General features: G+C 62.6%; 9 protein-coding genes. 2 read left to right on the forward strand and 7 right to left on the reverse strand.

What is annotated here, in order from left to right; all coding sequences use genetic code 11:
- The first annotated feature begins 45 nt into the window (after nucleotides 1-45).
- Nucleotides 46-615 (forward strand): Lrp/AsnC family transcriptional regulator, encoded by a 570-nt coding sequence (locus ACYVD7_RS14765; RefSeq protein ID WP_460764707.1) that lies wholly within the window; start codon nucleotides 46-48, stop codon nucleotides 613-615.
- 169 nt (nucleotides 616-784) lie between these two features.
- Here ACYVD7_RS14765 and ACYVD7_RS14770 read toward each other — a convergent pair whose 3' ends face one another.
- Genes ACYVD7_RS14770 through ACYVD7_RS14785 form a run of 4 tightly spaced genes read right to left on the reverse strand, consistent with a single transcriptional unit; the run spans nucleotide 785 to nucleotide 5,846 of the window.
- The gene (locus ACYVD7_RS14770; RefSeq protein WP_460764709.1) at nucleotides 785-3,094 is read right to left on the reverse strand and encodes a type IV pilus modification PilV family protein; all 2,310 of its coding nucleotides are present in this window, start codon (nucleotides 3,092-3,094) and stop codon (nucleotides 785-787) included.
- An 8-nt stretch (nucleotides 3,095-3,102) separates the two neighbouring features.
- Nucleotides 3,103-4,692 carry a hypothetical protein gene (locus ACYVD7_RS14775; RefSeq protein ID WP_460764712.1) on the reverse strand — a complete coding sequence of 530 codons (1,590 nt, stop codon included), beginning with the start codon at nucleotides 4,690-4,692 and terminating at the stop codon, nucleotides 3,103-3,105.
- Between the two features lie 14 nt (nucleotides 4,693-4,706).
- Entirely contained in the window at nucleotides 4,707-5,252 is a 546-nt protein-coding gene (locus ACYVD7_RS14780; protein ID WP_460764714.1) for a PulJ/GspJ family protein, read from the reverse strand.
- Nucleotides 5,253-5,261: 9 nt separating this feature from the next.
- Nucleotides 5,262-5,846 (reverse strand): GspH/FimT family pseudopilin, encoded by a 585-nt coding sequence (locus ACYVD7_RS14785; protein WP_460764716.1) that lies wholly within the window; start codon nucleotides 5,844-5,846, stop codon nucleotides 5,262-5,264.
- A gap of 157 nt (nucleotides 5,847-6,003) precedes the next feature.
- Between ACYVD7_RS14785 and ACYVD7_RS14790 the strand changes: the two genes are divergently transcribed.
- Nucleotides 6,004-6,375 carry a type IV pilin protein gene (locus ACYVD7_RS14790; RefSeq protein WP_460764718.1) on the forward strand — a complete coding sequence of 124 codons (372 nt, stop codon included), beginning with the start codon at nucleotides 6,004-6,006 and terminating at the stop codon, nucleotides 6,373-6,375.
- Nucleotides 6,376-6,416: 41 nt separating this feature from the next.
- Here the strand turns inward: ACYVD7_RS14790 and ppnN are convergent, their stop codons facing one another.
- The 3 genes from ppnN to ACYVD7_RS14805 all read right to left on the reverse strand — a co-directional run bounded on the left by ppnN (nucleotide 6,417) and on the right by ACYVD7_RS14805 (nucleotide 11,971).
- A complete protein-coding gene (gene ppnN / locus ACYVD7_RS14795; protein ID WP_460764720.1) occupies nucleotides 6,417-7,805 on the reverse strand; it encodes a nucleotide 5'-monophosphate nucleosidase PpnN in 1,389 nt (462 codons plus the stop codon).
- A 114-nt stretch (nucleotides 7,806-7,919) separates the two neighbouring features.
- A complete protein-coding gene (locus tag ACYVD7_RS14800; RefSeq protein WP_460764722.1) occupies nucleotides 7,920-11,144 on the reverse strand; it encodes a TonB-dependent receptor in 3,225 nt (1,074 codons plus the stop codon).
- A 230-nt stretch (nucleotides 11,145-11,374) separates the two neighbouring features.
- The gene (locus ACYVD7_RS14805) at nucleotides 11,375-11,971 is read right to left on the reverse strand and encodes a MarC family protein (protein ID WP_460764727.1); all 597 of its coding nucleotides are present in this window, start codon (nucleotides 11,969-11,971) and stop codon (nucleotides 11,375-11,377) included.
- Between the last annotated feature and the right edge of the window lie 256 nt (nucleotides 11,972-12,227).

The following is a 12,227-nucleotide window of genomic DNA, read 5'->3' on the forward strand; positions in this document are numbered from 1 at the left end:
CGGTGGTTTGGCGCCGGCCGCTGCCGGCGATTTCGACGAGGCAGTATGAGCGAAGAAAAGCGCACTTTCTCGCGAAATTCATTGAATGCGACACCACTGTGTCGCATTATTATTCAAATATTTGACCAAAAGACGCACATCATGCCAATCGCGGACCCCGCCCTGGACGAGCGTGACCGCTCCATTCTCCGCCTTCTCCAGGAGGACGGGCGCCTCACCAACATGGAGCTGGCGGAGCGGATCAATCTTTCACCCTCGGCCTGCCTGCGGCGCGTGAAGCTGCTGGAGGAACGCGGCCTGATCTCGCGCTACGTGATGCTGCTGGACGAGAAGGTGGCGGGCCTGCCAGGAACCGCATTCGTGCTGGTGACGCTCGACCAGCAGGGCCGCGCGGCTTTGGATGCCTTCGAAGCCGCGATCCAGCAACACCCGGAGGTCTCCGAATGCTGCCTGCTCGCCGGCGTGGCGGACTACATGGTGCGCGTGGTCTACGCGGACTCCGCCGACTTCGAGCGCATCCATACGGAAATCCTGACGCAGCTGCCGGGTGTGGTTCGCGTGCAATCGACGCTGGCGCTGCGCACGGTCAAGAGGACGACGGCGCTGCCGGTGTGAGCTTCAAATCAACGCATCAATGCGCGTTGCGTCGCGCGTCATGGGCTTTGCGCCGCCCCGCGATGGTGACTTGCTGGAATGCGTCCGGCTGATATCGACCTTCTACGGAGAGGAAAAAGCAAAGGGCTTGCGATTACTCGCAAGCCCTTGCTCTCAACACGTCGACTTGTTACTGCCAGGACCTGTTCCAGACAATGGTCTTCAAGACAGCAGCGTTGCCAGACTTGTCATAGGTGCAACTACCTAGCGTTGCGAGCAACTGCCCAGATTCCGCTGCAAGGGTGACGCTGATCTGTGCAGGAGCCTTGGGAATCGTACCAAGGGTTATTGTCGTGATCTCGTTGGTCTTCCCGGTATTGCCCGTCACCGACCAGCTTGAAGCGCCACCACCAGTAACTCCAGTCACCGCATAGTTGGTGAACACTGGCTGCTGAACAGTCATGTTGCCAGGATTATTGAAATTTCCGTTTCCGACATAGGTGCACTGGGCAGCCAGGTTGAGCACATAGCCGATTGTCGCTTCCTGGTTGTAGTTGCTGATGGTGACCTGGCCAGCAGCCGGCAGGACACTATTGGTCGGACAAGTCCACTTGCTGCTGTAGGTGCACGGCCCGGTGTCGGCGGCAATCGTGTAATTGAGGAACGGGTTCGAACCACCACCGCTCGTCACGACATTGAAGCTGTCGCCCGTGCTGCCGCCACCGCTGCTTGAGGCAACCTGGAAGGACTGTGCGTCTTTATAGGTCGTCGAGTCACCATTGGTGTCCACCGCTCCGGGAATGTCATCACTCACGGCAACGCCGGAGTTGGACATCCGCAGTTCGCTTTGGTTATTCGCCGTGCCGGCCTTGATGCCGGCCGTGCGCCCGCCGGATGGTTGGTTGACGTCAAAGTTCAGCGTCTTCGCCGTGTTGATATTGAGGACTCCCGCCGTCGGAGAGGGGGAGTCCTCCGTCCAACTTGCCATCTCAGTCAGGTTGATGGTCGTGAACGGCAGAATCGGAAGGATGCATTCGGTCAAAGGAGTACCGCTCGGGCAGTCCGTGATCGCCTTGCCAACGACCGATTTTGCCTTGGAACCCAGGTAATCGACATACAGGCCACGCCCATGGAGATAGCGGTAGTCCGAAGTGGACGGAGTATCGATCGCCACGGTAGTCGGCGCGTTCAGATTGCGCGACGTCTGGTCAAACATTGCCTGGGCGCCCGCAGGGGCGGTGTCAGACGATCCGGTGTAGAGACTCAGGTAGTCCTTCACGAACGTCTGGTAATTCGACGACGCGGTGCTGGTCGGAATACCCGACTTCGCCTGTTTGCCGCTGACGGTTGTCGTTTCCAGCAGGCCATATTGACGGGCGTACATGTCGGCCGAGGTCTTCCAGATGCCGTCTGCCTTGACGACACGGCAGGCAGCCACATATTTGCCGTTGACCGTGTTGGTCACCGCGGTGAGCGTGCCACCCGACAGATTGAACTTGCCGACGGCAGTGGCCTCCGGGTCGTAGCGTGCTTCAAGCGGTGACGAACTGCTGTCATGGTGGTCACGGCAGCACTCGGTGCATTGCTCGCTCTGAAGGCGCGTGGTTTTCTTTCCGGTACCTCCACCAAAATCGGGGTCTTCGCCCGCGTTTGCCAGCTTGCCTGCAGGATCAGCACTGGTCGTCGTGTACGTGGTGTAGCTGCTGCCGTCCCAAAGTGCGGGCCACTGCGCCTCGCCTGCCACGCTGTAGTCGCTTTGGCCATATTGGCAGCGACACTTGATCACTTCGGTCTGGAAACGTTTCGTGATCTTGGCCGTACTGCCTTCCGGGACGTAGTTCAGCACATCAAAGGACGTACCGACCCGGAGATTGTTGTTCGCGCCCTCGATGATCGGCTGCGGGTTGGATGCGGCCGTCGCCTGGTTGCCGGTGACGATCGGAATCACGCCCGCGGTATTGGAAGGATTGTCCTGGCGCACGATCGGGAACTTGGCCGCAGACCCGGAAGGATCCGGCGTTGGATAGCCGTTGCCATCACCATAGATGTTGCCGCTGACGTCCGAACCGATCGTCAACGACCGCGCACCCGTGGACGACGTCCAGGTGGCAGCGAGCGAAGCCCGGGTAAAAGCCGCCTTTGGATTGGCGACTGCCGTTGTAACGAAAGTGGTGCCGTTCCACCGCTCGGGCGTGATGGTTTCCACCACGCTCAGGTCGCTGGCACCCGCCTGTGTGGCCGCAGTGCTCACCCAACCATCTGCCATCGTCCAGGTCTTGCCAGCGCTCGGTGGACTCTGACGGATCTCCGCCATGCGTGAGTGCAATGCAGCCATGATCGCGCCGCGCGCCTTGGCATCGGCGGCGTTACGGGCCAAAGTGCCCTGCATGGCCGCCAGTGCCAGCAAGCCGGTCGCGAGGACGACGACAGCGATCATCACCTCTATCAGACTGAAGCCAGCGTCCCGGCTGCCGACAGTGCGTCGATAAGTCTTAGCCATGGATCACCTCAGTAGGAATAACGGTCGGTCCAGCCGCCACGCATGGTGTCGAACCGGGCCATCTTCGGGTTGTTGCCCAACGCAGTCAGGATGCTCGCATCACCGAAGATCAGGCCACCGCCCGACCCGGTCGTGACCTGGCCCTGTATCAGGACCGACCCGTACACGGCCGACTGTGAGTTGAACTTCATCGATGCGTTCCCGCCCGTGGTCGCACTCAACGGACCATCGCCCGTGGAGCGGAAGAACAACAGACCATATAGGACGGCGTGATATGGCGTATTGGTTCCAGCGTCCGCCACGACACCCACGGGATTGGCAACGCTGCCGACGGATCCGCCATTGGGCAGGCAATCTACCTGACACCAGATCAGGCCACTGTCGGTGGAGCCCAAGCTCCCCGAAAACAGCTGATCAGGACGCACGAGCCAAGCATTGGCGGGCGTCGGGCTGATCTTGGCGGCATACGTGTAAAGGAAGGCTTCATCCGGGTAGAGCTGAACCGTCACGCCGCTTGGGGCAGTGAATGGCACCTTGGCACGCCGGACCTCACAGAAGTTGTCCCCGTCATTGTCCTGCCAGCCCGACGCCGAGTCGCCAAAGGCGTACGCGAACAGATCGCAGGGAAATTCTTCTGGCTTTACATCCTTGTTGGTGCCGACATTACTGTCCTTGTCGAGAATATCCCAGCCTTCGGGGTCGCCGGTCTTCTTTGCCATGCCGCAACCGCACCCATTGCAGGTACGCGTGCTCTGCCAGCTGGGGTCGTTGAGCGACACCTGGCCACTCTCCAGGAAGTCCTGGCGAGTGCAGGTCGCAAACGAACCGGATGCGGGCTCAACATCAAGCCGGGACCAGATGGCAACGTCCAGACCCGGGCCGCCGATATCGGGCATCGCCACGACATCACCGTTACCGGGAGGAACTACCGTGCCGCTGGCGACGACCGAGGGGACGCCGCCGGGCTGAGCAAGCAGTGAACTGCGAGCGACCGTCTGGGTGAGCGTCGTACGCCCGGAATCACCGCGGACCTGTGCGACGCTCACGAATGTCACGACGCGACGATCCGACAGGTTGGTCATGCCCGTTGAGCAGGAAACGGTGGTCGCGCTCACCGGCTTTGGAACACGACACAGGACAGGCGCCACGCCATAAGCCACATCGAACGCACCCATGGCCGGCAGTACCGTCGAATTGGGAAGCATGTACTGCGTCAGCGCCGCTTCGAGTTTGTTGCTCCCCGCATCCGCATAGCCACCTACGTTCGCCTTGAGTCGGTACATGGACGCCCGCTGCGCGGCGGGAACCGCACCGCATGGGAACTTCTCGTCCCCCGCCGCGCACAGCTCCCACTTGGTGGTGTCATCAAGCATCGTCGAATTGGCGCGCATCAGGTATTCGAAACCCTGGGTCAGGCCGGCTTCGGCTACCTGCTTCACCACCTTGGCGCGCAGGTCGTTGCCGCTGCTTCGCTGCTCGAAAACGCCAACGTTCAGAGCGAGGATCGAAATAAGGCCTGCGAGCAGCAGCAGGATCACGGCAACCAGCAATGCCGCACCCTGCTGGCGACCATCATTGGGCGATCGGTAAGGACGCATGACTAGCCTCGAAATCAAGTATTGGTGAGTCCGGGAGCGAAAACGGACTGTGTGTAGGAACGCGTAACGCTGGCGTTGCTGGGCAGTTTCCCAGTCAAGGTCACTGTGATACGTCGACCGTTGCGATTGAACGTCATGGCACTGATGGTGACCGAACCGGAATTGAGCTTCGTCCCGGCGCCACATGTCGTGGTACCCATGTAGACCGCGCCACCGTTCAGCGAAATCGCCCGATCCAAAGTCGCACCGGACGAGTCGGCGTACTTGTACTTGATGCAACCCGCCGTCGTCGTATCGACTGTTCCCAACGCTACGGCCGAGGCCAGGTTGAACGGATTCTGGGCACTGCCTGCCCGCTGCAGCTCGGACGCGACAACCGCAGCGGTTGCACGCAGTTCCTGTGTCAGGCGCGTGGATTGGATTGTCTGGTTATTGGTACGCATGATCGCGACGATCAACGAGATGACCGCACCGATCACGACCAGCCCGATCACAAGCGCCACCATGAGTTCCACCAGGGTGAAACCCGCCGATGCACGTTTGGTGTTGGAAATATGCATGGTTTGTCCTCAGCAGCTCGAGTATCCGGTGACTGGCGGCTTGCCGGCTGGCACGCACACAGTCGCCTGCCCTAGCGGAAGAACTGTGACCTTGAGCGCATATTTCGCAGTTGGAGAGCCTAGCGTCACGTCCGTGGAGCCGAATGGTTGGACCAGCCCGAGCTGGCCATCGAACGCCATGTCGATTGAACTGGTGAAGCTCACTCCTCCATGCTTGCCTGGGGCCACCATCAACGGTTCGCCTTCGACTTCACAGGCAGGCGAGTTGTCGCCGCAATCGCAGGTGGTGGTAACTGCACCCGCGCGGTTTCCACCCGTAGGCGCCGGAGCAGAAACAGCCCCGACGCACCATCCGCCACTTCCGGAACCGGAGGTCACACGGACCTCCCGGTCCAGCTTGACCGCGCCAGCACGGGCATTGGATATGACGCTGATAACGTCGTCCACCGCTCCTCGCAGGCGGTAGCGATCCAGGAAATCAGCAAAGGGGGGCGCGGCCAAGGTGGCAAGTATCGCCACCACGGCGACCGCCACCATCAGCTCGATAAGGGTGAATCCGTGAATTTTGGAATCGGCTGTTCGCATGACGATCATGGTGTCCTGGCCTATCCGGACTCTGGGGCGCGCCGCTCGAAGGATCAAGCGAGCACTGACGGACGGCAGTTCCTGCGCTGACGAGCGTAACGCCCCCCCCCTCCTTCATCAGAGCAGGGTGTTAGGCTTATGGCAGGAGACATCCTGGGGATTCCATATGAAGCGCGCATTCGGATTCACGCTTATCGAACTGATGGTCACCGTTGCAGTGATCGCCATCCTCGCCGCAATCGCCTTGCCGAGTTACAACGAATATATCCGGAAGGGGCGGCGCGCCGATGCCCTCAACGCAGTGGGCGACCTGAAGATGCAGCAGGAACGCTGGCGTTCCGAGCACATCACCTATGGCGCGTTGAGCGACCTGACCACACCGCCTAGCAGCTATTACACCTTTACGATCACGGGCAATACGGGCACCGCCTACACCATCACGGCAGCCCCCAAAGGCAGCCAGTCAGGTGACACGTGCGGCAATCTGACTACGTCAGCTACCGCCAAGCCAAGCTGGGCCACTGCCAGCTGCAATTGACGTTTTTTCGCTGCCCAACCACCATGGGCGGGCAGCGACACTCACGCCACTACCCGGTAACACGGCCGGTATTCCCCGGCGATCTTCATCCGGCGCTGCTCGACGAACGCGCGCAGCAGCGCATCCAGCGACTGCATGATGTCCGCGTCGCCGTGGATCTCGAAGGGGCCATGCGCCTCGATACGGCGCATACCGTCCTCCTTGACGTTGCCAGCGACGATGCCGGAGAAGGCGCGACGCAGGTCCGCGGCAAGCTCGTGCGGCTTGCGGCCGTGGTGCAGGTCCAGTGACGCCATCGCCTCGTGCGTGGGCACGAAGGGACGCTGGAACGCCAGCGGGATGTCCACCGACCAGTTGAAGAAGAACGAATCCTTCTGCGCGATGCGGTGCTCGCGCACCTTGCGGATGCCGGCGCTCATCTGGCGGGCGACTTCGGCGCAATCGCCGATGATGATGCGATAGCGCGACGTCGCCACCTCACCCAGGGTGAGGCGGAGGAAGCGATCGATCTGCTCGAAATACGGCGCCGACGCATTCGGCCCGGTGAACACCAGCGGGAACGGCAGGTCCGCGTTCTCCTCGCGCAGCAGGATACCCAGCAGGTAGAGGATCTCCTCCGCCGTGCCGACGCCGCCGGGGAACACGATGATGCCGTGGCCCAGCCGAACGAACGCTTCAAGGCGCTTCTCGATGTCCGGCATGATCACCAGGTGGTTGACGATCGGGTTGGGCGACTCGGCCGCGATGATGCCCGGCTCGGTGATGCCGATGTAGCGCGTGCGCCGGCGACGCTGCTTCGCATGGGCAATCGTCGCGCCCTTCATCGGCCCCTTCATCGCGCCCGGGCCGCAGCCGGTGCAGATGTCCAGGCCGCGCAGGCCGAGTTCATAGCCGACCTGCTTGGTGTAGACGTATTCCTCGCGCGAGATCGAGTGGCCGCCCCAGCACACCACCAGGTTGGGGTCGGCGGGATGCAGCAGGCGCGCATTGCGCAGCAGTCCGAACACCGCATCGGTGATGCCGTCGCTGGACGCCAGGTCGCGCACGCCGCCTTCGCCCAGCTCGATCGCGATGTAGGCCAGGTCGCGCACCGCCGCGAACAGCAGCTCCGCGACGCCGCGGATGATCTCGCCGTCGACGAAGGCCATCGCGGGCGCATGGAACAGGTCGATGCGCACGCCACGATCCTGCTGGTGCACCTCGATGTCGAAATCCGGGTACAGCTCGCGCGCCGCGCGCGGATCGTCCGACGCGCTGCCGCTGGTAAGCACCGCCAGCGCGCACCCGCGCAGGAGCTGGTGCATGCCGCCACCGGAGACGTCACGCAGGCGCGCCACTTCGTCGCGTGACAACACGTCCAGGCCACCGCGCGGGTGGATACGGGCATTGACGGTGGGCAACGGGGAGTGGGTCTGCGGTGATGCGTTCATGTGCCGTGCGGCTCCGTATCTGTTCGTTGTCGACTGTAGCGCAGCGGCGGCGCCCACAAAAGAAAACGGCCGGGATTTCCCCGGCCGTTTTCGCTACTCGCAGGTTGCGTTCGATCAGAAGCTGTACTTGATACCCACCTGGATCGCCCAACGCGACGGCAGGTCGCGCAGGTTGTACTTCTCCGGACTACCGGTGACTTCGTAGATGTACTTGCCCGTGGCCGGGTCGATGCCCCGGTAGGTCACGAAGTTGCGGGCGAAAGCGCCAGCGCCGTCGTCGAACAGGACTTCCTCGGACTGGCCCCACTCCTTGTTGAGCAGGTTGCCGACGTTGAGGACGTCCATCCACACCATCGCCTTGTTGCCCTTGAAGAAGCCAGGGATCTCCTGCGAGACACGCAGGTCGAAGTTGTTGCGCCACTTCATGAACGAGTCGTTGCGATGCACGGCGGTGCCGCGGCTGCCGGCAAGCTCCGGGTGAGCGCCGACGGCATCCCAGAAGATCTGTGCCTGTTGGGCACCGGTCAGGCCACCGGCGATGTCGCGGAAGATGACGTCACTGGGACCGGCCGGGATGTACAGCAGGTCGTTGACGATGCCGTCGCCGTTGGCGTCATTCTTGAAGGTCCAACTGTACGGCGAGCCGCTGCGGCCTTCGTAGAACAGGCCCACGTTGGTCTTGTAGTCGCCGAAGAAAGCGTGGGACCAGTTGACGGCGCCGGTGAAGCGATCCTTCACGACGTAGCTCGAACGCTCTTCGACGATCTCGTTCGGGTTGAACGAGGCCTGGTTGCGCCAGTTGGAGATGCCGCGGCTCGAGGTCAGCGGGCTGGCTTCGGTCGCTTCGCTGAAGGCATAGGCCAGCTGCCAGAACCAGTCGCCGCCATTGTTGGGCTTGGTCAGGCTCAGGGTCAGGTTCTGGCCCTTGCCCTTGTTGGTCTGCTTGGTCAGAAGCACGTCATTGAAGCGGCTGTCGCGATTGGCGCGGGTCGAGCCCGAACCGGTCGAGGCATTGCTCCAGAAGATCTCACGACCATCCGGCGCGATACCGGTCGGGGCACCGAGGTTCAGGTGCTGGTATGCGAGAGCATCGTTGACCTTGGTCAGCACGACTTCGGCGCTGCCCACCAGGCCCCACCACGGCAGTTCGTGGTCGATGGCCAGGTTGCCCTTCCACACCGACGGCTGCTTCAGGCCCGACTCCAGGATGTCCAGGTCCTGGCGCGGCGTGGTGCCCGGCGGCAGGGTGACCGCGTAGCCGCCGTTGCCGAAGGTGACATCACCGCTGGAGGCCGAGAAGACCTGGATGGTCTGGCCGTTGTTGGTGTACGGGTTGGCCAGCCACACGTTGGCGGCCGAGCCCTGGAACAGGCCCACGCCACCACGCATCTGCGTGCGACGCTCGCTGTCGAAGGTGTAGTTGAAGCCAACGCGCGGCTCGATCAGCTCATTGCCGTCGATGGTGGTGTCGTTGCGGTAACCGAAGAAGTCGGACGCGACCTGGTTGTAGCGCGGCTTCTCGTCGACCTTCGGGATGTCGGCACGGATGCCGTACTGCAGCGTCAGGTTCGGAGTAACGGCCCAGCTGTCCTGCACGAACAGGCCCAGGTTCTCCAGCGTGAACTCGGCGGCCGGGTTGGCGCCTGGAGCAGCCGTGCGAAGGTTGAAGCCGCTGAACACGTTCACGGCCGGAATGGACGAGTAATGGCCGCTGCGGAAATCATTGATGCTGTTGAAACCGAACACGCCCAGCGAGGACTCGACGAACAGGTTGTAGATCTCGTTGGACTCGTAGTCGAATCCGAACTTGAACGTGTGGTCGCCGACGAACCAGGAACCGACGCCGTAGTAGTTCCAGGTCTCGGTGGTCAGCACGTTGGCATGGCGGAACTGGTCGGTGCCGAGGAAGACGTAACCGTCGCCGTCGTTGACGTTGTCGGCGTCAGGGCCGTCGCCGCCAACGTTCACGACCATGGTCGGCAGCACCGCGTTGAGGACCGGGCGCGAATCATAGTCGCGGTGCGAGACCTTGAACTCGGTGGTGAAGCTGTCGCTCCAGTCGCTGTACAGCTGCGCGACCTGGCTCTTGAAGCTCTTGACCTGCGTGTACGCCTGCGAGGACAGCGAGATGCGGCTGCTGTTGGTCGGGTTCGGGAAGATCGCGACGGACTGCTCGGTTTCGTTCAGGCGCAGGCTGAGGCGGTGATTGTCGTTGATGTTCCAGTCGAACTTGACCAGCTTGTCCTCGGTCTCGTTCTTCGCATCGCTCGGCGGGTTGAGCGAGCCAGCGTCGAAACCGTAGTTGGTACGGGCGATGTCGATGATGTCGTTGATTTCGGCCTGGCTGATGCCGGGGGCTTCAATCGCCACGCCCGAACCGGCCGGGCCGTTCGACGAACCCGGACCGGTGCGCGTGAACTTCTCGTAGCTGGTGAAGAAGAACAGGCGATCCTTCAGCAGCGGGCCGCCGAAGGTGGCACCGTAGGTCTTCTCGTCCTTCCAGCCGGCGAAATCAACGCCGTTGAGGTCGCCGACCATGTCCTTGTCGCGGAAGATGTAGTACACGCTGCCATGGAAGTCGTTGGTACCGGACTTGGTGACGGCGTTGATGTTGGCGCCGGAATAGCGCGGCTGGGCGACGTCGTAATTGGTGACGTTGACCTGCACCTCGTCGATCGCATCCATCGAGATCGGCTGGCGCTCGGTCGGCAGGCTGTTGCTTTCGATGCCGAAGGTGTCGTTGACGCTCACGCCGTCGATGGTGATCGAGTTGTAGCGCGAGTTCTGGCCGAGCACGGAGAGCTCGCCGCGCGTCTTGTCGGTCTGCGCGACGCGGGGATCCATGCGCGCGTAGTCCTGCAGGTCGCGCTTGATCGAACCGAAGTTCTGCAGCTGCTCGCGGGTGACCGTCATGCCCGCGCCCATCTTGTCGGCGCTGAACACGTCGGAGCCGTTGCCCACGACTGCCTTCACTGCTTCCAGCGTGGTGACGTCGGCGCCCAGCGCCACGTCGACCTGGTTGGCGTCGATGTTGAGGTAGACGCCTTCCTGGCTGCTGTGGCCAGCGCCGGACTTGTCGATGCTGATCGTGTACGGACCACCGACGCGCAGGCCGCGCGCGTTGTAGCGGCCATCGGCGTCGGTGACGGCGTGGCTGACGGTGCCCGACTCGGCGTGGGTGATGGTGACTTCGGCGCCAGCGACGGGTTGGCCGTCGGTGCCGGTAACACGGCCACCCAGGCCGGCGGAGGTGCTCTGCGCGAACGCAGGCGCGGTGGCGAGGATGGCGAGCAGGCCAAGCGTGAGCTTCGACATGCGGACGCGGTTGGAATGGGTCATTGTTGGATGGCCTCGATATTGAGTGCGGTAGACAAACGAATAGCTGGCCTGCATCCGGCTGGCCTCAATCAGGAATTCTTGGACTGCCCCAAACCTGGCTAAAGCTGGCCCGGTTAACGTCAGTTTAACCCATGCTATGGCGCATGGATGTCAGTTCCGTGACGCTGTCATCCCGGTCCAGCCTGGGCTGGGGGCCATTTCGGGATCTCGGCGGGACGCCGGCATCGACCTCAGTTCGGGGCGATCTGCAGGTAAGTCCCCAAGCCATCCAGGAACATCTGGACGGAGATGGCGACCAGCAGCATGCCCATCAGGCGTTCCACCGCGGTCAGGACCCGGGTGCCCAGCCATTTGTAGAGGTAGGTGGCACTGAACAGGATCGCGGCGGTGCCGCCCCAGGCGAGCATCAGCGCCAGGCTCCACTCGCCCAGGCGTCCAGGCTCGTTGCTGCCCATCAGCATCACCGCCGCCATGCCCGAGGGGCCCGCGACCAGCGGGATGGCCATGGGAACGATGAAGGGCTCGCCTTCGGGGATGTCGCCCATCAGCCCTTCCGGCGGCGGGAAGATCATCCGGATGCCGATCAGGAACAGCACGATGCCGCCGGCGATCGAGACCGACTCCTGGCGCAGGTGCATCAGTTCCAGCGCGTACTTGCCGCCCCACAGGAACGCCATCAGCACCACCAGCGCGATCAACAGCTCCCGCGCCAGCACGAATCGCTGCCGCCCCGGCGGCAACGGCCGCAGCAGGCTCAGGAACACCGGGACATTGCCCAGCGGGTCCAGGATCAGGAACAGCAGCAGTGCGGCGGAGGTGATGGTCATGGCGGGACTCGGCTCGCCGGCACCCGGCGGCCGCCATGATGACCTGTGACGGTGGGTGGCAGGCAACAGTGGTGGATTTCGCAGCCCACCGGCCCATCGGGTGATGGACCTGAGAGGCCTTGATGGGGCCGCGACGGCTTCGAGAAGCTCTGCGAACCCTTCGAGAAGCTCCGCGAACCCTTCGAGAAGCTCCGCGAACCCTTCGAGAAGCTCCGCGAACCCTTCGAGAAGCTCCGCGAACCCTTCGAGAAGCTCC

This window comes from Lysobacter fragariae, assembly GCF_054779775.1.